22 protein-coding genes are annotated in these 21,525 nt (G+C 43.9%); 8 read left to right on the top strand and 14 right to left on the bottom strand.

What is annotated here, in order from left to right; all coding sequences use genetic code 11:
- Positions 1 to 39: 39 nt before the first annotated feature.
- Positions 40 to 1,380 carry a signal recognition particle protein gene (gene ffh / locus ACT6R0_RS10055; RefSeq protein ID WP_444652367.1) on the bottom strand — a complete coding sequence of 447 codons (1,341 nt, stop codon included), beginning with the start codon at positions 1,378 to 1,380 and terminating at the stop codon, positions 40 to 42.
- Between the two features lie 325 nt (positions 1,381 to 1,705).
- Complete coding sequence (locus ACT6R0_RS10050; protein ID WP_444652368.1) at positions 1,706 to 2,776, bottom strand: LamG domain-containing protein; 1,071 nt, start codon at positions 2,774 to 2,776, stop codon at positions 1,706 to 1,708.
- Positions 2,777 to 3,043: 267 nt separating this feature from the next.
- Between ACT6R0_RS10050 and ACT6R0_RS10045 the strand changes: the two genes are divergently transcribed.
- Positions 3,044 to 3,292 carry a hypothetical protein gene (locus ACT6R0_RS10045; RefSeq protein WP_444652369.1) on the top strand — a complete coding sequence of 83 codons (249 nt, stop codon included), beginning with the start codon at positions 3,044 to 3,046 and terminating at the stop codon, positions 3,290 to 3,292.
- 87 nt (positions 3,293 to 3,379) lie between these two features.
- On the opposite strand, the gene ACT6R0_RS10040 is transcribed toward ACT6R0_RS10045, so the two are convergent.
- From ACT6R0_RS10040 to ACT6R0_RS10030, 3 genes are all read right to left on the bottom strand, one after another.
- Complete coding sequence (locus ACT6R0_RS10040) at positions 3,380 to 3,775, bottom strand: response regulator (protein WP_444652370.1); 396 nt, start codon at positions 3,773 to 3,775, stop codon at positions 3,380 to 3,382.
- Positions 3,762 to 5,276, bottom strand: coding sequence for a PAS domain-containing sensor histidine kinase (locus tag ACT6R0_RS10035; RefSeq protein WP_444652371.1), 1,515 nt, complete (start codon positions 5,274 to 5,276; stop codon positions 3,762 to 3,764). Before ACT6R0_RS10035 ends, ACT6R0_RS10040 begins: the two co-directional genes overlap by 14 nt.
- An 82-nt stretch (positions 5,277 to 5,358) precedes the next feature.
- A complete protein-coding gene (locus ACT6R0_RS10030) occupies positions 5,359 to 6,261 on the bottom strand; it encodes a site-specific tyrosine recombinase (protein ID WP_444652372.1) in 903 nt (300 codons plus the stop codon).
- A gap of 93 nt (positions 6,262 to 6,354) precedes the next feature.
- Between ACT6R0_RS10030 and ACT6R0_RS10025 the strand changes: the two genes are divergently transcribed.
- Complete coding sequence (locus tag ACT6R0_RS10025; protein ID WP_444652373.1) at positions 6,355 to 6,969, top strand: porin family protein; 615 nt, start codon at positions 6,355 to 6,357, stop codon at positions 6,967 to 6,969.
- Between the two features lie 51 nt (positions 6,970 to 7,020).
- Here the strand turns inward: ACT6R0_RS10025 and ACT6R0_RS10020 are convergent, their stop codons facing one another.
- From ACT6R0_RS10020 to ACT6R0_RS10005, 4 genes are all read right to left on the bottom strand, one after another.
- The gene (locus ACT6R0_RS10020) at positions 7,021 to 7,662 is read right to left on the bottom strand and encodes a porin family protein (protein WP_444652374.1); all 642 of its coding nucleotides are present in this window, start codon (positions 7,660 to 7,662) and stop codon (positions 7,021 to 7,023) included.
- Between the two features lie 82 nt (positions 7,663 to 7,744).
- Positions 7,745 to 8,308: a porin family protein gene (locus tag ACT6R0_RS10015; protein WP_444652375.1), complete on the bottom strand. Its 564-nt coding sequence runs from the start codon at positions 8,306 to 8,308 to the stop codon at positions 7,745 to 7,747.
- Between the two features lie 203 nt (positions 8,309 to 8,511).
- Entirely contained in the window at positions 8,512 to 9,039 is a 528-nt protein-coding gene (locus ACT6R0_RS10010) for a porin family protein (RefSeq protein ID WP_444652376.1), read from the bottom strand.
- A 102-nt stretch (positions 9,040 to 9,141) separates the two neighbouring features.
- Positions 9,142 to 9,747 (bottom strand): outer membrane beta-barrel protein, encoded by a 606-nt coding sequence (locus ACT6R0_RS10005; RefSeq protein WP_444652377.1) that lies wholly within the window; start codon positions 9,745 to 9,747, stop codon positions 9,142 to 9,144.
- Between the two features lie 226 nt (positions 9,748 to 9,973).
- Here ACT6R0_RS10005 and ACT6R0_RS10000 point away from each other — a divergent pair, with 226 nt between their 5' ends.
- The 4 genes from ACT6R0_RS10000 to ACT6R0_RS09985 all read left to right on the top strand — a co-directional run bounded on the left by ACT6R0_RS10000 (position 9,974) and on the right by ACT6R0_RS09985 (position 14,273).
- Positions 9,974 to 10,498, top strand: coding sequence for a porin family protein (locus ACT6R0_RS10000; RefSeq protein ID WP_444652378.1), 525 nt, complete (start codon positions 9,974 to 9,976; stop codon positions 10,496 to 10,498).
- Between the two features lie 21 nt (positions 10,499 to 10,519).
- Entirely contained in the window at positions 10,520 to 11,065 is a 546-nt protein-coding gene (locus ACT6R0_RS09995) for a porin family protein (protein WP_444652379.1), read from the top strand.
- 313 nt (positions 11,066 to 11,378) lie between these two features.
- Positions 11,379 to 11,795, top strand: coding sequence for a type II 3-dehydroquinate dehydratase (aroQ, locus tag ACT6R0_RS09990; RefSeq protein ID WP_444652380.1), 417 nt, complete (start codon positions 11,379 to 11,381; stop codon positions 11,793 to 11,795).
- 3 nt (positions 11,796 to 11,798) lie between these two features.
- Positions 11,799 to 14,273: a DUF5686 and carboxypeptidase regulatory-like domain-containing protein gene (locus ACT6R0_RS09985; protein WP_444652381.1), complete on the top strand. Its 2,475-nt coding sequence runs from the start codon at positions 11,799 to 11,801 to the stop codon at positions 14,271 to 14,273.
- Positions 14,274 to 14,525: 252 nt separating this feature from the next.
- On the opposite strand, the gene ACT6R0_RS09980 is transcribed toward ACT6R0_RS09985, so the two are convergent.
- From ACT6R0_RS09980 to ACT6R0_RS09970, 3 genes are read right to left on the bottom strand one after another with little or no spacing between them, the layout of a single operon-like run.
- Positions 14,526 to 14,813, bottom strand: a complete 288-nt coding sequence (locus tag ACT6R0_RS09980; protein ID WP_444652382.1) for a hypothetical protein — start codon at positions 14,811 to 14,813, stop codon at positions 14,526 to 14,528.
- 18 nt (positions 14,814 to 14,831) lie between these two features.
- Positions 14,832 to 15,629: an NYN domain-containing protein gene (locus ACT6R0_RS09975; protein WP_444652383.1), complete on the bottom strand. Its 798-nt coding sequence runs from the start codon at positions 15,627 to 15,629 to the stop codon at positions 14,832 to 14,834.
- 59 nt (positions 15,630 to 15,688) lie between these two features.
- Complete coding sequence (locus ACT6R0_RS09970; RefSeq protein ID WP_444652384.1) at positions 15,689 to 15,865, bottom strand: hypothetical protein; 177 nt, start codon at positions 15,863 to 15,865, stop codon at positions 15,689 to 15,691.
- Positions 15,866 to 16,025: 160 nt separating this feature from the next.
- On the opposite strand from ACT6R0_RS09970, the gene ACT6R0_RS09965 reads away from it, so the two are divergent.
- On the top strand, positions 16,026 to 18,488 hold the full coding sequence (locus ACT6R0_RS09965) for a DUF5686 and carboxypeptidase regulatory-like domain-containing protein (RefSeq protein WP_444652385.1): 2,463 nt from the start codon (positions 16,026 to 16,028) through the stop codon (positions 18,486 to 18,488).
- A gap of 174 nt (positions 18,489 to 18,662) precedes the next feature.
- Positions 18,663 to 20,309, top strand: a complete 1,647-nt coding sequence (locus ACT6R0_RS09960) for a S41 family peptidase (RefSeq protein WP_444652386.1) — start codon at positions 18,663 to 18,665, stop codon at positions 20,307 to 20,309.
- A 45-nt stretch (positions 20,310 to 20,354) separates the two neighbouring features.
- On the opposite strand, the gene ACT6R0_RS09955 is transcribed toward ACT6R0_RS09960, so the two are convergent.
- Together ACT6R0_RS09955 and ACT6R0_RS09950 are read right to left on the bottom strand one after the other, a co-directional pair.
- The gene (locus ACT6R0_RS09955; protein ID WP_444652387.1) at positions 20,355 to 20,738 is read right to left on the bottom strand and encodes a hypothetical protein; all 384 of its coding nucleotides are present in this window, start codon (positions 20,736 to 20,738) and stop codon (positions 20,355 to 20,357) included.
- Between the two features lie 37 nt (positions 20,739 to 20,775).
- Positions 20,776 to 21,453, bottom strand: a complete 678-nt coding sequence (locus ACT6R0_RS09950; protein ID WP_444652388.1) for an SIMPL domain-containing protein — start codon at positions 21,451 to 21,453, stop codon at positions 20,776 to 20,778.
- Between the last annotated feature and the right edge of the window lie 72 nt (positions 21,454 to 21,525).

The following is a 21,525-nucleotide window of genomic DNA, read 5'->3' as shown; positions in this document are numbered from 1 at the left end:
TATAAAATAAAAAAAGACGCGTCGCCGCGTCTTGTATGCTTAAGGTTTCATGCCTTTCATTCCTCCCATCATGCGCATGAGGTTTTTTCCGCCCCCGCCCTGCATCATCTTCATCATCTTGCTCATCTGATCGAATTGCTTGAGTAATTGGTTTACCTGCTGTAATGATGTGCCGGAACCCTTTGAAATCCTGTTCTTCCTCTTGGCATCAAGTATGGCAGGCTTGCTGCGCTCCTGCGGCGTCATGGAATGGATGATCGCCTCGATGTGCTTGAACGCATCGTCCTCGATCTCTACATCCTTCAGTGCCTTACCCGCGCCCGGTATCATGCCTACAAGGTCTTTCATGTTACCCATTTTCTTTACCTGCTGTATCTGCGCAAGGAAATCGTCAAAGCCAAATTCGTTCTTGGCGATCTTCTTCTGCAGCTTGCGTGCCTCTTCTTCGTCATACTGCTCCTGTGCCCTTTCTACAAGCGATACTACGTCACCCATGCCCAGGATACGGTCTGCCATACGGTTCGGATAGAACACATCGATAGCCTCCATCTTCTCCCCGGTACCAATGAACTTGATCGGCTTGTTCACTACCGACTTGATCGAGATGGCCGCACCACCGCGCGTATCACCATCGAGCTTGGTAAGGATAACACCGTCAAAGTCCAGCCTGTCGTTGAATGCCTTTGCGGTATTCACCGCATCCTGACCTGTCATTGCATCCACAACGAACAATGTTTCCTGCGGCTGTATCGCTTTGTGAACGTTGGCTATCTCGTTCATCATCTCCTCGTCCACTGCCAAGCGGCCGGCCGTATCGACGATAACTACGTTAAAGCCATTAGCCTTTGCATGCTTTATAGCGTTTTGGGCAATTTCCACAGGGTTGCGGTTGCCTTCTTCACTATACACTTCCACGCCTACCTGGCCACCCACCACGTGAAGCTGGTTGATCGCCGCCGGGCGATATATGTCACACGCTACCAATAGCGGCTTTTTGTTCTTTTTTGTTTTCAGGAAGCTGGCAAGCTTACCGGAGAAAGTAGTCTTACCCGAACCCTGAAGGCCCGACATCAATATCACCGACGGGTTGCCCGACAGATTGATACCTGCCGCATCGCCTCCCATAAGCTCGGTAAGCTCATCTTTTACGAGCTTTACCATCAGCTGGCCCGGCTGGAGCGTAGTAAGTACGTTCTCACCCATAGCCTTTTCTTTTACCTTTGTGGTAAAATCCTTGGCGATCTTAAAGTTAACGTCGGCATCAAGGAGCGCACGGCGCACTTCCTTTAATGTATCTGCAACGTTTACTTCGGTTATCTTTCCGTGGCCTTTAAGTATATGTAAGGCCTTATCGAGTTTTTCGCTTAAATTATCGAACATAAAATCCTGTGATTTTCTTTATAGAGGTGCAAATTTAAGGATTTGATCTTTAAGTTAAGGGTAATAGCAAAAAAAAAGCCCCTGCTGGGGCTTTTAAACATAAACTTTAAATGTGTCTGAAGAAACCGGAACTACTAAATCCGATTTATTATAAAACAATATTATGGGGATAAACCCTACCACAACAACCTATTTTTAACACAATTTATTTTACATCTGTTACAAATGATCAAATACATGCTTAAAACCAGCTTTTTATAAAAAATAAAACCGGCTTTGGGAAAGAGCCGGTTTCGGGAAAACTTGAATATTTAAAAAAACACAACTATTCTAAACACGTGCTGCAATCGCCCTCAAGCTGATACAGCGTTTGTACTTCCTGCTGGGTAAGCACCTTTTTATACACCCTCAAATCATCCAAATGGCCTGTAAGACCTTTGCCTATAAAATAATCCATGGCAGTGGCACCAATGTTCCCTGACGCGGTCTCGGTATCCCTTAAAACACCGTCGCGATACAGCCGGAGCGTATTATCGGCATCAAGCGTGGCAACAATATGATGCCAGTTTTCGGTATCCTCCCACAGGGACTGGTCCTGGTTCCAGCTACTGTCCCAGGCTTCGGCAGTAGGCATCCCGAACATGGGAGTGTTCATGTCATACACGGTAAGATAAAAGCCCTGCAAAGCGGCATCACCTTTCTTAAACAAATATTCCAGGTCGCCCGCTACTGTATTCTGCATTTTGAACCAAAGGCTTATGCTGAACACATCTCCGGATAAAAGTGCATTTGCCGGAGCCGATGTAACCTGCAGGTACTGCTGACCGTTAAAGGCCACAGCACAATTTTGGTTACCGTTCCTGTCGGCCACACCCTCCAGTTCTAAAGGAGCCGAAACGGCATTACCCTTAAGGTCCGCAACAACACCATTAGCGAAGGTCATGTACAGCATAAGATCATCTGTAAGCACATTGGGGTTGTCGCACCCATTGGTATCACAGGCAATAATAGCCGCATTGACAGCAAGTTCCAACTGCTGGTTATTGTTCAGTGCCACCGTTTGCCCATTCACTATAATGGTTACCGGGTAGCTAATAGAATAATATTCATTAACATCTAGCGCCTGAAGGAGGCTATATAGCTCAGCATCATTGTTAACAGTATAGGTCTGCTCTACCTGAAAACTACTGTTATACCCAAAAATGGTTACAGGGTAGCTTAAAGATATACACTCATCGGTAGCATGATCATTGGCGACAGACATAAGGAAACCCGTAAGTACAGAATCGCTATTTAGGGTGCCCGAGTTATCTTCCTGTACAGCATCTTCCTGGCACGATATCATAAAAACACCTGTAAGCATCAGGCACATAACATATTTTATTTTAATCATCATGAAATACATGGGTTTTATTTGAAACAGTTACTGTGAAAAAAACCCTACCTGCCGCTTAAAAAACACAGATAGTGTAGTTTTTTGTTATATTATTTCATTAAAATATAAGAATTTTCTTTAGTGGAATATACAGTTCTGATAATAATCTATCCTTGCGAAGCCGCATATTATTTGGTTAACAATAAGTTAAAACAAAAAAAGTTGATATTTTTTTTTATATTGAAAATAACTTATACATTTGCCCTATAGTTTAAACCCCCAAAAATTATGAAAAGCAATTTATTAAAGCTGTACATTTTTGCGTTCTTATTTATCGGTGATTTCGTAATGTTCGCTCAGGATGAGCCAGGAGATTGTCAGACCGTTGATTGCGACCCGACAGACTGCGAAAATACTCTCGAAGGTTGTGACCCACCTGCAGCATCTATCAACCCTAAATTGATATGGCTTGCCATATTGGGTATTTCTTTCGCTATTTACTACTTCAACAGGAGAAAAGAAGAGAAAGCTCTTTAGATCATCTATACAAAATACATGAATATACCTCTTTTTAGAAGAGGTTTTTGTGTTTTAAAAAGGCAGTGTATCGGCTTAGTATATTGACTACACTACAAATATCTTTTCGATATCTTCCCTGCATATAGGCTTCAGGAAGTAATCCTTTACCGTATCGTTAAAATCTTTTGCTTTTTGGATATCCACCTCATTATTAGATGAACTGATCATATATATAGTTGGCTTTTTAGTAAGGTTAGGGCTAAGTTTCCTGAATTCCTCCAAAAACTGCCAACCGTTCATTATAGGCATATTCACATCCAGCAAGATCAGGTCGGGAGTACTTTCTTCAGTATTATTTTTTTTGATGTGGTCAATGGCATCCTGCCCGTTGCAAAAAAAAGTGGCATTTGTATCGATACCGTTTTGCTTCAGGAGTGTTTTAAGCAGGAAATGATATATCTTATCATCGTCAATAACGTATAAGTTGTTAACTTTCTTCATCAAAATAAATTTTAAAAGTAGTCCCTTTATTCATTTCACTAAATACTTCTATCCTTCCGCCCATTGCCTCCACCTGGTTCTTGGTGATAAATAATCCTATACCCCTTGAATTTTGGTTCTTATGGAATGTTTTATACATCCCGAAAAGTGAGTTCTTATGCCTTTTCAGGTCAATACCCAATCCATTATCAGATACCGAAAGTACTTTTTTACCGTCAACTATCTCAAAATCATATGACAGCATCGGACTCCTTTCGGGGCTTGAGTACTTGATGGCATTGGTTGTAAAATTAAGCAATATACTCTCAAGATAAGCAGGATTATAATTTACTGTTACATCCAAAGGTATATTAATTTCGATAGTAATGCCGTGTTTTATAATTTCATTATGCAAGATCGTCAAAATATGCTTAAGGTAATGCCTTAAATTAAGGTCTTCCCGCACAATTTTGATCTCATTTTGTATCTCGACCAATTCCTTCAAATGCCCGATCGTAATAGACAATCCATCGGATATTCCCTCCAGGTGCGTGAGCAGTTCCTCGCGTTCTTCGTTATCCGCAGTTTTAAAAACATCCAGCAGCATTTTCAAATTACTTGCATGCGATCGCAGATTGTGCGATACTATATGGGCAAAATTACTCAGCCTGTTGTTCTGACTGCCAATGATGTCTATGGTGTTACCCAGCTCCATCTCCTTTTCCTTCAGTTGGGTAATATCTTTAAGTGTACCTATTGCCCTTACAGGCTTCTTATTCTCCAAAATGGCCTTACCGCGGCTCAATACCCAACGATACTTGCCCTGATCGGTCATTATCCGGTAAATATGCTCAAATGACCCCGATGCTTCATCCAGGTAGGCGCCTTTCAGGCTTTGATACATGTTAATGTCTTCCGGATGTATGCGCGACAGCCAGAACGTATTGGGGTAATAGGCTTCTTTTTCTTCCTTACCTATGATCTTCATGAGCTGGGGCGACATGTACACTACATTTGTTACCATATCCCAGTCCCACAACCCTTCTGATGCCGCTTTGAGCGCATATTTGAACCGCTGTTCAGAGTGCGCCATCTTATTTTCCTGTTCCTTTCGGGTGGTAATATCGGTGACCCGGCCATAAAAGCTCACGACCCCATCGGGCGAACGTTCCGGATTTGCAGTAACGCGCATCCACTTCAGGCCCTTTTCGGGAAGCTGTACCCTGAATTCATGATCCCACTTTGACATGGTGCGGCCCGACTTTTTAACGGTCTTTACAAAATCCTTTATGTCAGACGGAACTACGCGGTCAGTAAAGAATTTATGTGTGTTGTATTTGAATTCCTCAACGGTCATTTCATACATCTCATTCACGGTTTCGCTGGCATATACGATCGCATAGTTATCCCTGCCTGTCCATATCATCTTAAAGATCAGGTCCGGCACCTGGTCCAACAGCTTTTTATAAAAAGCATCGAGGCGCTCGCCATCATGGATGTCAGGCATATCAAAAAACTTCATACTTAGTCCGTTATATTGCAAAAATAGGTTTGGTTTTAAATGTACTATCTTTTTTCTAAATATTTCGCCAAAGGAAAAATATTTATTTTCTTGGGTGATACGTACTTAATACATTGCTCAGGAATTTCCTGTCCAAATGCATGTAAATTTCTGTCGTAGTGATGGATTCATGCCCCAGCATAAGCTGTATCGACCTCAGGTCAGCACCGTTTTCCAGCAGGTGCGTGGCAAAAGAGTGCCTGAAGGTATGGGGACTTATAGTTTTATTAAGCCCGATCTTGTCGGCAAGGCGCCGGATGATGGTGAATATCATGGCACGCGTAAGCCCTTTGCCATGCCTGTTTAGGAATAAAGTATCTTCGTGACCCTTTTGAGCATTGATAAGAACCCTGCATTGCTTTTTGTAAAGTTCTATATATTTTACGGTAGACCCGCCAACCGGCACGAACCGCTGCTTGTTGCCTTTACCGGTTATCTTTATGAATCCTTCCTCAAAAAAAAGGTCGGAAATTTTCAGGCCAACCAACTCAGATACCCTTAGCCCGCAGCTATATAGGGTCTCCAGCATGGCCCTGTCGCGCTCACCCCGCCCGTCATCAGTAAACACTATCGCACCTATAAGCCTGTCGATCTCTTCTACCGATAACGTATCCGGAAGCTTCCTGCCCGTTTTTGGAACTTCAATAAGCTCCATAGGGCTGTCTTTCCGGTAGTCTTCAAACACCAGGTAATTAAAAAAGCTTTTCAATCCGGAAATTATGCGGGTACGGCTGCGCGGGCTGAGCTCCGGCGATATATGGTAGATAAACTGCTGGATGGCCTCATCATCTATGGCAAGTGGTGTAACGTCTATCGCTGTGCTTTCGAGATACCCCACAAGCCTTTGTATGTCGAACGCATAGCTGGCAATAGAATTTGCAGACAGCCCCCGCTCTATTTTAAGGTATGATTTATAGTCGTTTACGTATTTTACCCAACTATTCATAGGGGTTAAAGTTATGTGAATTAAGAATTCTTTGATAATACCCCCAATTTTAATCATATAATTTTGACAAACAAAACTAATACTTATAAAAAGATGAAACTATTTAAATTATTTTCGGCAAGTGCTTTAATGTTGGGTGCTGTAGCAGTATCGAACGCACAGGAAGACGCAAGCAACAAGGATTCAATGGCAATTAGCTTCGGCGTAAAAGGTGGTGTTAACTTCGCTACCATCTCCGGTAACGACATTGACTCTCCTGAATCAAGGACAAGCTTCCATGTAGGTGTGGTTGCAGAATTCCCATTGGCAGACATTTTCTCTATCCAGGCAGAGGCTTTGTACTCAGGACAGGGATTCGATTTTGACTTTGACGGACCTGATGGCGACAAAGCTGAACTTCAGCTGGACTACATCAACGTACCGGTACTTGCAAAAGTGTATGTAACTAAAGGCCTTAGCATCGAAGCAGGACCACAGTTCAGTTTCCTTGTAAACGAAGAAGTTGACCTAAACCCGAACTCAGATGACGGTGATTTCGACATGGACGAAGCTGAAACTTTTGAATTTGGTGTTGCTGCGGGACTTACTTTCCAGACAGAAATGGGACTATTCGCAACAGGCAGGTACAATGTTGGCCTTACTGAGATCTACAAAGATGTAGATGCTAAAAACTCAGTATTCCAATTGGGTATAGGATATAAATTCTAATTCTCCCGGAATTATAAAATAAGTTAGCCTCCCATTGGGAGGCTAACCTTTTTATTTGAACTGGTATCCTATGGAGAATTGTACCACACCATTCTTTATTTCTGCTTCGTCACCGTCATAAGCATTGGTAAGTCCCAATGTATATCTTCCCTGAAAGAATAGCCCCGATGGCAATTTATACCCCAATCCTGCATTGACCGCAAAGTCAAGCGACTTCATTTGATTGGAAATGTCCGTACTTCCGCTAAAGGTATCATTAGAACTCCTGATGTCGTATTTTACCCTGGCACTGTTCAGCAGGCCTAATTGTGGCCCGACTTCAAGCGTAAAGCCTTCGGTCATGTATATTTTTGCCATGATGGGAAGGATAATATAGTCCAGCTTTGTAGTAGCCTCTCCTTCTACAAAGTTCCCGTCTATCATAAGCGAACCCTCTTCCTTTATCCCCTGCATCGAGTACATCAGTTCAGGCTGTATGGAGAACCTTTCCGAAACCCTTATCTCGGCGGTTACGCCAAAATGCACCCCCAGCCTTGGCGAAGGTTCATCAACATCGCCGCGAAGCGATGCTACGTTAAGGCCGCCTTTGAGGCCATACCTAACGATACCTGTGGCTTCGAGCGGTGGTTGTTCCTGCGCCAGCGCGGACAGGCCAAGCATAAGGGCTGCCGCAGCAAATAATTTCTTTTTCATTTGTATTACTATTTGTGTGTGTTAATTGCAAACCAAAAAAAAGCCTCTATACAGAGGCTTTAAACAGTATGACGAACCGGAATTAGAATCGGTATCCTAAACCAAGCTGTATCGAATTGTTGGTGATCTTGTCGGTAGCTATAGTAGCGCTGTTAATGTCTCCCAAGCCCAGGTAATACCTTGCATCGATAACAAGACCCATAGGAAGCTCGTACGAAAGCCCTGCGGCTGCGCCATAATCCAGTGCTTTAAAAGATCTTTCGGAAGCGCTGTTCAGCTCTTCATCACCAAGATCAGCCTCAACATTAAGTTTTGCGCCAAGTACCGGGCCTACCTGAACATTGAAGTTATTGCCGACATAAAATTTACCCATAACAGGCATCCTCAGGTAAGTAACAGATAATTTATCAGCACCCTCCTTAGAGTAAAGTGCCTCTGCCTGGAGGTGGAATATACCTTTCATAGGGATATCAAGCGAAACACCTGCATAAAATCCGGTAGCCATATCGGTATCTTCGACGTCACCACCAAAGTTTGATAAGTTAACACCGCCTTTTATTCCGAAAATGGGGAATTCATCCATTTGAGCCTGCGCTGTAGATCCGAATGCCACGACGGCCAATGCTGAAAGTAAGAGTTTTTTCATGTGTGATTGATTTATGTGCGATAAAAATAGGAAATAATTCTTAAAAAAAAATCCATTATACAGCATTTCGCTTTTCATTAACAAGATTTTCTTTAAATAAGTGAAATATAACGTAAAAAATGGTTGGTACATAGTATGATACGTCCATGATCCATAAAAAAACCTCCCAATGGGAGGTTTTCTATATTCATTATAGCGATGTATTAGAAACGCCATCCAAGACCGATCTGGATACCAGTGTTCTTGAAATCAACTGCATCGCTCTCGCTGATGTTAGACATACCAAGATTGTACCTTGCATCAAAGAACAAGCCCATTGGAAGTTCGTACCCAACACCTGCGCCGATACCGAAATCGATAGATTTGGTAGCTTCATCCATTAGATCATCTTCAGCTCCAACTTTGAAAGCTACTTCAGGACCAGCTTGAAGGCTAAGGCCTTCCATAACATAATATTTAGCCATGATCGGCACCCTTACGTAAGAAAGGCTTGCTTTGTCAGCACCTTCCATAGAGTAAAGAACCTCAGGCTGTACGTGGAAGTTACCAGATACAGGAAGATCAACAAGACCGCCTACGTAAAAACTTGTAGCTCCGTCACCGTCAAAATCACCTGTAAAGTTAGTAAGGTTCACACCGGCTTTAACACCGAATTTCATGTCCTCAGACTGTGCCTGAGCAGCAGCGCCGAAAGCCATAACAGCCACAGCAGATAATAAGATTTTTTTCATTTTGTGTTAATTTTTATTGTTACTTGTACGCAAATGTATAAAATAAATTAATAAGAAAAATACCTAAAAGTGGGTATTTATTAAGAATTGTATCAACATTCCCTAGAATTTATAAACTATACCTATCCCTACACTTGTAAGGTCAAGATCAAGGTTGAAGGTGTTCGTAGATTCCGCTCCATCAGCATCCGGCTTGGAGGTACCATAACCCAATGCGCCAAATGTAGCCTCAAGCGCAATATGGTCAGATACAAAATAACTTATACCCGGCATTATCCCTATGTCAAAGCCGTTCCTTTTATCTTCACCACCACCTTCATAGTCTGTTTTTTCTGAATTGTAATTTACATGCAGCTGGCCAAAAAATGAAAAGGTTTTCCCCGGAGTACCATAGTACCTTGCAAATGCGCCTGCAGTAAGCGAATTCGTAGTGCGCTCATCCCATTCCATGCCTGTATAGTAAGTTGCCTCGGTGCTGGAATAGCCAAGCTGTGCCCCTATGGCGATCTTTTCGCTAACAAAGTATCCTACACGCGGCATTACGCCAAATCGTGTATATTTTTCTTCGCCTGTTTTGCGGGAATTGTACCCGAGTGAACCCGAAGCAAAAACATCACCTTTAGTGAAACCTGTTGTACCCTCTTCTTCCTGGGCATTAGCTGATGCAAAGGCGGCAAGCGCGGCCAGCGAGAATAATAGTTTTTTCATAGTTGAATAAATTATGGTTATTTAACACTTCTTCTTACAAACGGCGTGCCAAAAAATTTATGAATTTAATAATCCAAAAAACAATGCCTCCACACGATACACTTGTTCGTCAACTAACCCCGGCGATCTGTATTGAAAGTAAAAAAAGCCAAATTCGGGTTAAAGTACATCTGCGGTTTTAAAGTTTTCCCCTACATTTGTGCTTAACCGGTATTACAAATTCGTTATGAGAAAACTTTATTTTGCGGCCGTACTTTTGCTTTCATCCGTGGCAATGCAGGCCCAGACATACGGAATTAAAGGAGGGGTGAATTTTGCCAACCTTAGGGGAAATGATGCGGAAGGCTTTGATGGCATGACCGGCTTTCATGTAGGACTGCTTACGGAGTTCTACATCCTGGACCGTGTAACGTTGCAGCCTGAACTTTTGTACTCTCTACAGGGTGCCAAGGTAGATGGCGACGAATATAAGATCAATTATGTTACGCTGCCGATAATGGCCGAATTTGACATTGATGGTTCGTTAAGCATACATGCCGGCCCACAATTCTCTTTGCTTGCAGGTGAGACAAAGGACATTTTGCCTGCCGAAGCCGAAAATTTTGACTTTGGCATAGCGGCAGGCCTTGAATATGAAATTGTAGGCGGGCTGTTCATACAGGGGCGTTATGTATGGGGACAAAAACAGGTATTTGAAGATGCCGACGTAAAAAACTCGGTGGTACAGCTTTCGTTAGGTTTTTATTTTTAACCCAATAACTATATTTATAACATGAAAAAGATCCTTATTGTACTTACGGCGCTGGCAGGCAGCTTTGCCATGCAGGCGCAGGGCCTTGACTTCGGTATCAAGGCAGGTGCCAACTTCGCTAACTTTTCGGGCGATGTGGATACCGACGGTATTACCAGTTTCCACGCAGGGGCAGTTGTAGAGCTTAACCTTGTTCCAACCTTTTCCGTACAGGCAGAGGGGCTATTCTCTTCGCAGGGAGCGACCTACAAAGATACCGCACTTGACATTGCACAGGACATCGACCTGAGCTACATTTCCGTACCGGTGATGGCAAAATTTTATGTGCTGCCTGAGAAGCTAAGCCTTATGGCGGGGCCACAATTCTCATTTCTTGTAGACGAGGCCGAAGAAGCTTTCGACACCAAAAGCTTTGACCTTTCTGCAGGGATTGGTGCCGAACTGAAGATCATTGCAGGGATATTTGCCCAGGCACGTTACAATGTCGGCCTCAGCAATGTATCGGATAACGATGAGATCGATATCAAGAACAATGTATTCCAGCTATCTGTTGGGTACTATTTCTAAGAAATTAAAAAATAAATGGCCGGCTTCTTCTTTATTGAAGAAGCCGGTTTTTGTTTTATAGACCGGAAAGGAGCACGGATGGCGCGGATAGTTACTTTTTTCGATGTCTTGGTTAAGGGGTAAAAGGTAAAGACCAGTATCTTTAAACAACTAAAAATAAAGATGATGGTACTACATATAGGATACTATTTTTAAAGACCCCCAAGATCTTCATCAATTACGTTCTCCTTTATGCTCTAAATGTTAAAATTAGTATTAAACTAAATACGTGCTTTGCAGTAATCACTTACTTTTACCATAGAAACCCTAACTAATGAACCTACACATAATCAACGGCCCTAATCTGAACCTGCTGGGCACGCGCGAACCCGAAATATATGGCGGGCGCACCTTTGAGGACTACTTTGCAGAACTTCAGAATAAATTCCCCGGCATAAAGCTATCATACTTTCAAAGCAATATTGAGGGGGAACTCATAACCGAGATACAAAGAACAGGCTTCAGCCATGACGGTATCATCCTGAATGCGGGAGCGTACACCCATACATCCATTGGCATTGCCGATGCGGTAAAGGCTGTTACAGCACCAATTATCGAAGTGCACATTTCCAACACTTTTTCCCGCGAAACCTTCAGGCACCAGTCTTTCCTTTCACCGGTCGCCGCCGGGGTCATCATCGGCTTTGGCCTTAAGGGTTACGAACTTGCTTTACGATCACTTATCACATAACTAATGAAAAAATACCTGCTGTACTTGCTGTTCTTATTCAGTGTTTCAACCTTTGCCCAAGTAAAAGGACGCATAGTATCGCCAAACGGCGAGCCCGTTCCTTTTGCCAGTGTAGTACAGTCAGGCACCTACAATGGTACTTCATCTAATGAAGATGGTTATTATACACTGAGCCTTTCAGCAAAAGGAAGGCACACAATCATATTTCGCTCGATCGGCTACAAGACGAAAGAGGTATCGGTTGATATTTCCAAATTCCCGCATACGCTGAATGTTACCTTGCAGGAAGAAAGCTATGCCCTGGACGAGCTTGTTATTACCAATAAAGATGACAGGGCACGAATGATCATCAGCGAAGCAATTGCCAACCGTGAGAAAAATTCAGCCAAAACGGCCAAATTTGAAGCTGATTTTTATTCCCGCGGCACTTTTGAACTGAAAGATGTCCCCGACAAAATACTCGGGCAGGAAATTGGCGATATCGGTGGCTCCATAGACACCACCGGAAGCGGCATCATCTACCTTTCGGAGACCATTTCACGTGTGCAGTCACAAAAACCGGATAAGATACGTGAGGTTGTCGTGGCCTCTAAAGTGAGCGGTGAGGATAATGGCTTCAGCTACAACAGCGCCGAAACTGCTGAATTTGACTTTTACGAAAACTTCCTTCCGTTCGAAGTGCGCGTGGTCTCCCCTATTGCCGACAATGCCTTCAATTATTATGATTATAAGCTGGAAAGTGCCTTTTATGACAGCGAACAACTAATAAGCAAGATAAAGGTATCACCAAAAAAGAAGAATGAGGCCGCCGTGAAAGGGTATATCTACATTGTAGATGAAACATGGGAATTGTATGCTACTGACTTTATCCTGAAGGGCAGCCAGATCGAGCAGCCACTGCTGGACTCGCTCAACATCAGGCAGAACTTTGGCTATAATGCTAAAGAAAAGCTGTGGACAAAGAACGTGCAGACGCTTGACTTCAATGCCGGGCTGTTTGGCGTAGGGCTTACGGGGAGGTTCAGCTATGTGTACAGTAATTTTAAATTCGATCCGGCATTCGATAAAAGGACATTTGGGCCGGAAGTACAGTTCGTGGAAACCGATGCCAACAAAAAGCCCAACACGTACTGGAATACCATGCGCCCTATCCCGCTTACACCTGAAGAGCGAAACGATTATATCAGGAAAGACAAATTACAGGAGCAACGGAAATCCCCTACCTATCTCGACAGCATTGATCATGAACGCAACCGCTTTAAGTGGACAGCTCCGATATTAGGCTACACCTACCATAATTCTGAAGGCAACTGGGACATAAAGTACACCGGCATTGCTACACGCCTTGCCTTTAACACCGTACAGGCTTACTGGCTGGCGCCCGGCTTCCATTTCACGAAATACCGACCGGAAAAGAACACCTACACTACCTTTGGTACCGACCTTAACTATGGCTTTGCCGAGCAGCGCTTCCGTGCGACGGGGACTTTTTCGCACAAATTCAACAACTTTTCCAAACGTATAGTTACTGTTACAGGAGGGAGCAGCATTGAGCAGTTTAACCCCGAAAAGCCTATAAATAAGATCGTGAACAGTATAAGCACGCTTTTCTTCCGCGACAACTATGCGAAATTTTACGACAATGCGTTTATCAAAGTTGCTTATGAGGAAGAGGTGGTGAACGGGATACAGCTGAGCGGTTCGGTAGAATATGCCCGCAGGCATGCGTTGTACAACAACACCAACTTTTCTACGCTGAAAGACCTGTACAAGCCTTACCTGTCAAACAACCCGCAATTGCCATTTGACAACGAAACACCCGCCTTTCTGAAGCACAACCTGATGAAAGCATCGGTGCAGGCACGTTTCAGCTTTGGGCAAAAGTACCGCACCCGTCCGGATGGGCGTGAGATCATTACCAACCCTGATTACCCGAGGTTGTACCTGAAGTATGAAAAAGGTTTTGCATCGAGCATTAAGGATTATAATTTTGACCACCTGTCTACCCGCATTACCTATACGCTTGATGTTGGCAATAAGGGTGAAACAGGCATGGCGGTACGTGCGGGTAAATTCTTCAATTCGGAAAATATCGCTTTTGTGGATCACAGGCACTTCAACGGCAACCAAACGCACATAGGGAAATCGGAGCGCTACCTCAACGTGTTCAACTTCCTCCCCTACTACACTCATAGTACCAATGACCAGTATTTTGAAGGCCATCTGGAACACAACTTTAAAGGTTACATAACCAACAAACTGCCACTGATCAGCGAACTGAATTACCATTTGGTATTAGGGGCGCATGCCTTATCTACTCCCGAACACAAGCCGTACATGGAATTCACGGCAGGGTTCGATAACCTGGGGTGGGGGAAATTCCGTTTCCTGCGTATTGATTATATACGGTCGTATGAAAGCGGCTTCTTAAGTGACGGGGTTATCTTCGGATTGACGTTTTTGGATATACTGGAATAGTTTTCAGTCGCAGTCGCAGTTTTCAGGCCTCACCCCCAACCCCCTCTCCAATGGAGAAGGGGCAGCTTCACTCAGGCCTTGTAGTCCTAACGTTTTAATGATCGGATTATTTGCGAAAGTTTGCAAGCTTATCTTTCACTGTTTTTATAACTTAAGAATGAGATCTTACACAACTATTATTAAGGCCGTCAAGACCTCATTGGATAGATAGTTTCTGCATTTCGGAAAGTTCGGTACCAGTCTTTTTCCATACTATTTTTTCTTTCCCCCTTTGGGGTTCAGGGGGCCTCGCAACACACTGCCCCTAAAATCCTCCAGCGGCTCTTTTTGGCGGAAGCGCTCAATATCCTCCCATGTGGCGCATTTTACATCGAGTATTTCTCCGTAAATATCCATGGGCAGGGTAACATATTCCACTCCTGAAAGGTCTTCGTTCAGGAAATCCTGCATATCCTCAAGGGAATAGAACCACTCTTTATCGAACTGTATCTTATTGACTGTTTTGTCCTTGCGCACTATCGCTTCGGTGATCTTCTTCATGGGTGAGCGTAATGCGTATTATTTATTCTTAACGAATACATGTTTAATGTTATTTTTGCCGGTTTCCCTTTCATCCACGATGAAGCTGTCAATGCTCTTTATCATCGGCAGCATTTTCGGAAAGCCATAGTTACGGGCATCAAAGTCGGGTTGCTTTTTAAGGATAAGATTACCAAGGTCGCCCAGGAATGCCCATCCGTTCTCATCGGCAAGGTCATTGATGCTGTTGCGTATCACTTTTATGAGGCCGCTGTCAATAGTGCTCAGGGTCTCCTTAGTTTCTGTAGTTTCAATATGTTCGGGTTCAGGATGCGGCTTTTCATTTTTATCGGCCCTGACAGGCTTTTTAGCAGTGACCTTTTTACTGTCAGAGCTACCTGGCAGGATCTCAATATAAATAAACTTATCGCATGCGGTTATGAAAGGCTTTGGCGTTTTCTTTTGCCCCATCCCGATCACTTTCATGCCTTCTTCCCTCAGGCGTGTCGCCAAACGGGTAAAGTCACTGTCGGAAGATACGATGCAAAAGCCATCTACCTTTCCTGAGTACAATATATCCATCGCATCTATAATGAGCGCGCTGTCACTGGAATTTTTGCCTGAAGTATAACTATACTGCTGTATCGGGGTGATGGCATTTTCAAGAAGTACGCCTTTCCAGCCCGAAACAGTGGGCTTGGTCCAGTCGCCATAAATGCGTTTGTAGGTTGGCGTGCCGTATTTGGCGATCTCTTCGAGCATGCCTTTTACGTTGGAGTACGGTACATTATCGGCATCGATGAGGACGGCGAAACGTAGATCCTGAATGGTGTTCATTGAATTTTGTGTTTACCCAAAGGTATGGAAAAAGCATTGATGAGAGGAGCCTTGATATACTAAAATGCGATTGCCACTGCCATGCCAATGATAAAGACAGATAATGCTGCATTGACAAAGCGGTACTTTTTCAGCACTTCATCAAAAGTTGGATTCATGCCCCGAAGCAGCCAATGAAACAGCGCACCGGAGTATCTGAAAAAGCCAATGATCAGCTCAAAAAATATCTCTTCCATGGTTTTAAAACTCAAATATTAGAAAAAAAGTATCCATTTTGTAAGAAACCCCGCTAACTCCCGTTATCTTCCTGTGTTCACATAATTTTAACCCTTATGCAACCATGCCCATGTAAAAATCGTCTATCCTTTAAATAACCTACCAATAACCAATAAAACCATGCACAAATTCATTACCGCACTCTTTCTGCTGGCAGGATTAACCGCTGCCGCGCAGATAAAAGGAAAAATCACCTCCACCAACGGCGAACCTATACCATTTGTTAGCGTTACCATCGAAAACACCTACACGGGAACTACGGCCAATGAAGCCGGGCAGTACGACCTGCCTTTTAAAGAGACTGGCAAGTACACAGTGCTGTTCCAGTCGATTGGCTACAAAGCCAAAAAGATCCCGGTAAACATTACGTCGTTTCCACACACGCTTAACGTAGTGCTGGAAGACGAAAGCTACGAACTGAACGAAGTGACCATTACCAAAGGTGAAGATCCGGCATACGCCATCATTCGTAATGCGGTAGCAAACAAAAAGAAAAATTCAGAAAAGACAGGCCGTTTTGAAGCCGACTTTTACTCCAAGGGTATCTTCCGCGTGAAGAACGTACCCAAGCGTATCATGGGCATGAAGGTCGACGTACCCGAAGGCCAGCTGGACTCGACCGGGAGCGGCATCATCTATCTTAGCGAGACGGTTTCGCATATTACTTTCCAGCAGCCCAACAGCCTGAAGGAAAAGATCATCGCCTCGAAGATAAGCGGTGATAACAATGGCTTTAGCTACAATACTGCTGATGGTACATTTTACAACTTTTACGAAGATTACGTGGATATGGAGGATGTCGACATGATATCGCCTATTGCTAAAGGATGCTTCGGCTACTACAAATACAAATACGAAGGCAGCTTTACCGATGAGAACGGCTTTGAGGTGAGTAAGATCAAAGTGATCCCGCGCCGTGACAAGGAACCTGTGTTCGAGGGTTATATTTATATTGTTGACGACAGCTGGGCGATCTCGGCCATTGACCTCGACATCAAGGGTTACCGTATCCGCCAGAATATCCTGGAAGTGCTCAAGCTGCAGCAAAACTTCAGCTATAACAGTACCAACGGCACCTGGTCCAAGAATTCCCAGACTTTCGACATTAAGGCCGGGATGTTCGGCGTTGGCTTTACAGGAAAAATGACCCATGTGTACAGCAACTACGTTTTCCACGACAAATTTGAGAAAGGCACGTTTACCAAAGAATTGGTTTCGTTCGAAAAAGATTCCAACAAGAAAGACTCCATCTATTGGACGGGCGTGAGGCCCGTGCCGTTAACCAGCGAAGAGCGTACCGACTATGTAAAAAAGGACAGCCTTGCCGAAGTGAACAAAGTATCTAAAGATTCTTTGAACAGCAAGCGCAACCGTTTTAAGGTATTTGATGCATTGTCGGGCTATAACTACCGCAGCGCTGATAACAAGACCTGGTTCAATTATGACGGTATACTCCAGTTCCCGAAATACAATACCGTGCAGGGCTGGAACCTGGACACACGATTATCGTATAACAGTTCCAATACCGATAAAAAACGCTATTTCTCCGCATGGACCGAAATGAACTATGGCATTGCCGAAGAGCGTTTCCGGGCACATGGCGGTTTTAGTACACGGATATGGAAGCTGGGTACATACAGCTTTGCCGGGGGTAATACGATCAACCAGTTCAACCCATCCGAGCCCATCACTCCTATCATGAACACTTTCAGTTCATTGCTGTTCAAGGAGAATTACATGAAACTTTATGATAAGACCTATGCCAAAATAGGCACCAGCCGCTGGATCTTCAACGGGCTTACCATGGCCGGAAGCGTGGAATATAACAAACGCAGGCCGCTGTTCAACAATACTGACTATGTGCTGATAAAGGACAATAAAGACTATACGTCCAATAACCCTATCGATCCGGAGAACTATACGTCTGCACCATTCGAAAAGCATGAACTTTGGAAGGCCAACATCAGCGGTACGATACGCTTTGGGCAAAAGTACATCAGCCGCCCGGATGGCAAGATCCCGGTTACCGAGGTGAACTACCCTGGTATATCGTTCATGTACGAAAAGGCATTTTCATCGACCGTAAAAGGCTATGAGTATGACTTCATTGCGGCAAGGGTATCGTACAGTGAGACATTCCACAATAAAGGTACTTTCGGGTTCAATGTGAAAGCCGGTAAATTCTTCAATGCCGATAATATCGCCTTCATGGACTACAAGCACTTTAACGGAAACCAGACACACGTAGGAACAGAGGAACAATACCTCAACGTGTTCAACCTCCTGCCCTACTACACCCACAGCACAAACGATTCGTATCTTGAAACACACATTGAGCACAACGATAAAGGCTACCTGATGAATAAGATCCCGCTGTTGGCAGACCTGCAATGGAACCTCGTTCTGGGCTACCACAGTATCGCTACACCACAGTATAAGCCGTACCATGAGTTTACAGCAGGATTTGACAATGTGGGCTTTGGCAAGTTCAGGATGCTGCGTATCGACTATGTACGTGCTTACCAGGGTGGATTTGTAACCGATGGCGTTGTCTTCGGATTGAAGTTCCTAGATTTCCTGTAAAACGTTATTTAACCACATAGATATATAGTTTTCATGGCACTAAAAGGGCAGATAGTTACACATAGATGAAGCAACGCTTCACACTCTGTGCTGCCATATTAAACTTATTTAAGAAAAACAGAGCTATGTATCTATGGGGTTAAACCAAAAAGATACCAACTAAAAACCTGAATAATGAAAAAACTGATCATCGTGTTGGCCGCCTTTATAATGCAGTCGGCCATGGCTTCAACGCCTGTGACAGAGATCCAAAAGCTGGAGGCTACCGCCCGCATCTGGGGCTTCCTGAAGTATTACCACCCGCAGGTTGCCAAGGGTAAATTCAACTGGGACCAAAAACTGATCGACCTGCTACCGGAAGTGGAAAAAGCCACGACTAAAGAAGAGCTAAGCACATTATACATCAAATGGATGGACGGCCTGGGCGAAGTGCCTGTGTGCAAAAAGTGCGGCAAGAAACCGAAGGAAGAATTATTTGAAAAGAACTTCAGTATGGCTTGGATGCAAGATACCGCCGCCTTTACTCCCGAACTTACGAAAAAATTACAGTACATTGAGGCCAACAGGCATTTGGGCGAAAGCCATTATGCAGGGTTTGGGGGCGCCGATAATGTGACCATCAAAAATGAGCCGGAGTATAAAGACTTTGAATACCCCAACGCCCACTACCGATTACTAAGCCTTTTCCGTTATTGGAATATTGTCGAGTACTACTTCCCGTACAAATACCAGACCGACCAGAAATGGGACGATGTGCTAACGGAAATGATACCTAAATTCCGTGATGCCGGTTCTGCCCAGCCCTACCACCTCGCGATGCTTGAACTCGTTGCCTCTATCGACGACAGCCACGGTTTCTTCGTTACCGACAATACCAACAAATACTTTGGCTATTACTGGGCGCCGGTAAAATTCAGCATTATTGATGGAAGAGCAGTTGTCACAGGCTATTATGATGAAGAGAAGGCAAAAAAGGATGATCTCCGTATAGGGGATGCCATAACCCATGTGAACGGGATGTCCGTTAATGACATACTTGCCGAGAAAAGCCGTTATATCCCGGCATCCAATCCGGGAGGCAGGAAAAGGAATGCTTACTTCGGCATTTTTAATGGCAGTACCGACAAGGTTACGATAAATTTTGAAAGAGACGCAAGCACTGCTACAAAAGACATAACACGTTTTGTAAAAAAAGAGTTTACCGCCCCAAAAGACGCTGCTCCTGAAAAATACAAGATACTCGATGGCAACATCGGCTACATTAATATGGGTGTACTGGAAGTACCAGACGTGCACGATATGTTCGAAAAGTTGGGCAAATGCAAGGCGCTGGTATTCGACATCCGGAACTACCCTAACGGAACGATGTATGAAATAAGCCGTTACCTGATGGAGGAGAAAAAAGTATTTGTACACTTTACCAGGCCCGATCCTAACTATCCCGGAAAATATCTTTGGTTAAAAACATACAGCACAGGACCAAGAGGCAAAAGTCCGTATGCCTATACCGGCAAGATTATCGTGATGGTCAATGAGACCACGCAAAGCCACGCCGAATTCACCACAATGTCCTTTCAGGCAGGTGATAACGTGACAACTATAGGCAGCCAGACCGCTGGTGCTGATGGGAATGTAAGCACGATCGTATTCCCAGGCGGGTATAAGACCTGGATATCGGGCTTAGGCGTATTTTATCCCGATGGCACCCCAACACAGCGCCTTGGTGTAAAAGTAGATATTGAGATACATCCAACCGTTGCAGGGATAAAAGCAGGTAGGGATGAGGTGTTGGAAAAAGCGATTGAGGTGGCGGATCAATAAAAAAGAGTAGGCCCGCGATCGCGGGCCTTATGCATTATACAAAAATTACTTATCCATCTTCACTACTTCCCACTTCCCGTCGGGATGTTTTGTTAGTTCGAGGTAAACGGGGATGTCTTTGTCCTTTCCGTCTATGGTAATATTGAAGGTGGCATCGCCGTGACCATTCGTTGTTGAGATATGGAAACCGTCCACATTATATTCGTTAATGCCGCCTGTCTCAGACTTAATGTCAGGGTCGTTCCCCAAATGTTCGATAGCGGCTTTGTAGGCATCGGAGTCTTTCACGAAAGATGAGATCATGAAGTAAAAGGTCACGGATAGTGCAATTACTGCCGCCACGATAATTAGTACAATGGTGGTCGTTTTGCGTTTTCTGCGTTTGTCGGCTTCTAAAATTGGTTGGTAAGAGTTTGTAGTATTGTTCATAGCTTTGGTTTTCCCTAAATATAATGAATTTTTGGAATTACTTTATGGAATATTTCACGTAATAGGAGAATTTGATGGTGATCTTTTTAAAATCGGTGCCGGCATTAGTCTCTAAATTTCCGGTAAATGCAACATTGGAGTATTGAGGGACAGCCCTGCCGGCTTCCTCAGTAATGACTAATGGTTTGCCCGGCTGTTCACCTATCGCCTGCAACAGGTAGGTCGCTTTTTCTTTTGCGGCCTTTATGGCGGCAATGCGTACCTCTTTGCGCAGGGCATCTATTTGAGTATGGTCTACATTTGAAATGGAAGCTTCCTTTATATCATTATTATGCAACGCCTCAAACACCTTGCGCACTTCATCGGCAGTACTCACTTTCAGTAAATATTCCTGGCGCTCTTCAATGCCTTTATCTTTTCTCTTGTATTTTATAATCTCCGATGAAGCATCGGCCAATGACAAATTTTTAAGGTCAACGCCAATGCCCTGAAGTGCTTTCTTAAGTTTTGTTTCCTGGTTCGCGATGGTATAATCTGCCTTTCCGTTCAGTTTTTCCTGTAGGGTTATTGCGATATAGATAATGTCTGGCACTACTTCCTTTTCTGCGGTCCCATAGACCTCGATATATGGTGTATTGTCATTATCGGCTGGAATGTTTTGGGCATTCGCCGAACAACAAAAGGCGAATACCACTGCAACAATAAGTTTTTTCATGATCGGTTGGTTTATTAATTAATGGATATAAATTAACGCAAAAAAGCCCGCAAAATTGCGGGCTTTTCTTAT

This window comes from Flavobacterium sp. (assembly GCF_052437795.1).
Classification (GTDB): domain Bacteria; phylum Bacteroidota; class Bacteroidia; order Flavobacteriales; family Flavobacteriaceae; genus Flavobacterium.
The sequence above is the reverse complement of the archived record's forward strand: the minus strand, read 5'-3'. Positions and strand labels throughout refer to the sequence as shown.

Excerpts from the sequence above, each read along its gene's own strand:
- ACT6R0_RS10010 (WP_444652376.1), bottom strand. The coding sequence starts at position 9,039 with ATGAAAAAAATCTTATTATCTGCTGTGGCTGTTATGGCTTTCGGCGCT.
- ACT6R0_RS10030 (WP_444652372.1), bottom strand. The coding sequence starts at position 6,261 with ATGAATAGTTGGGTAAAATACGTAAACGACTATAAATCATACCTTAAA.
- ACT6R0_RS09985 (WP_444652381.1), top strand. The coding sequence starts at position 11,799 with ATGAAAAAATACCTGCTGTACTTGCTGTTCTTATTCAGTGTTTCAACC.
- ACT6R0_RS09995 (WP_444652379.1), top strand. The coding sequence starts at position 10,520 with ATGAAAAAGATCCTTATTGTACTTACGGCGCTGGCAGGCAGCTTTGCC.
- ffh (WP_444652367.1), bottom strand. The coding sequence starts at position 1,380 with ATGTTCGATAATTTAAGCGAAAAACTCGATAAGGCCTTACATATACTT.
- ACT6R0_RS10040 (WP_444652370.1), bottom strand. The coding sequence starts at position 3,775 with ATGAAGAAAGTTAACAACTTATACGTTATTGACGATGATAAGATATAT.
- ACT6R0_RS09955 (WP_444652387.1), bottom strand. The coding sequence starts at position 20,738 with ATGAACAATACTACAAACTCTTACCAACCAATTTTAGAAGCCGACAAA.
- ACT6R0_RS09970 (WP_444652384.1), bottom strand. The coding sequence starts at position 15,865 with ATGGAAGAGATATTTTTTGAGCTGATCATTGGCTTTTTCAGATACTCC.
- ACT6R0_RS09980 (WP_444652382.1), bottom strand. The coding sequence starts at position 14,813 with ATGAAGAAGATCACCGAAGCGATAGTGCGCAAGGACAAAACAGTCAAT.
- ACT6R0_RS10045 (WP_444652369.1), top strand. The coding sequence starts at position 3,044 with ATGAAAAGCAATTTATTAAAGCTGTACATTTTTGCGTTCTTATTTATC.
- aroQ (WP_444652380.1), top strand. The coding sequence starts at position 11,379 with ATGAACCTACACATAATCAACGGCCCTAATCTGAACCTGCTGGGCACG.
- ACT6R0_RS10025 (WP_444652373.1), top strand. The coding sequence starts at position 6,355 with ATGAAACTATTTAAATTATTTTCGGCAAGTGCTTTAATGTTGGGTGCT.
- ACT6R0_RS10020 (WP_444652374.1), bottom strand. The coding sequence starts at position 7,662 with ATGAAAAAGAAATTATTTGCTGCGGCAGCCCTTATGCTTGGCCTGTCC.
- ACT6R0_RS09960 (WP_444652386.1), top strand. The coding sequence starts at position 18,663 with ATGAAAAAACTGATCATCGTGTTGGCCGCCTTTATAATGCAGTCGGCC.
- ACT6R0_RS10015 (WP_444652375.1), bottom strand. The coding sequence starts at position 8,308 with ATGAAAAAACTCTTACTTTCAGCATTGGCCGTCGTGGCATTCGGATCT.
- ACT6R0_RS09975 (WP_444652383.1), bottom strand. The coding sequence starts at position 15,629 with ATGAACACCATTCAGGATCTACGTTTCGCCGTCCTCATCGATGCCGAT.
- ACT6R0_RS10035 (WP_444652371.1), bottom strand. The coding sequence starts at position 5,276 with ATGAAGTTTTTTGATATGCCTGACATCCATGATGGCGAGCGCCTCGAT.
- ACT6R0_RS09965 (WP_444652385.1), top strand. The coding sequence starts at position 16,026 with ATGCACAAATTCATTACCGCACTCTTTCTGCTGGCAGGATTAACCGCT.
- ACT6R0_RS10005 (WP_444652377.1), bottom strand. The coding sequence starts at position 9,747 with ATGAAAAAACTATTATTCTCGCTGGCCGCGCTTGCCGCCTTTGCATCA.
- ACT6R0_RS10000 (WP_444652378.1), top strand. The coding sequence starts at position 9,974 with ATGAGAAAACTTTATTTTGCGGCCGTACTTTTGCTTTCATCCGTGGCA.
- ACT6R0_RS09950 (WP_444652388.1), bottom strand. The coding sequence starts at position 21,453 with ATGAAAAAACTTATTGTTGCAGTGGTATTCGCCTTTTGTTGTTCGGCG.
- ACT6R0_RS10050 (WP_444652368.1), bottom strand. The coding sequence starts at position 2,776 with ATGATGATTAAAATAAAATATGTTATGTGCCTGATGCTTACAGGTGTT.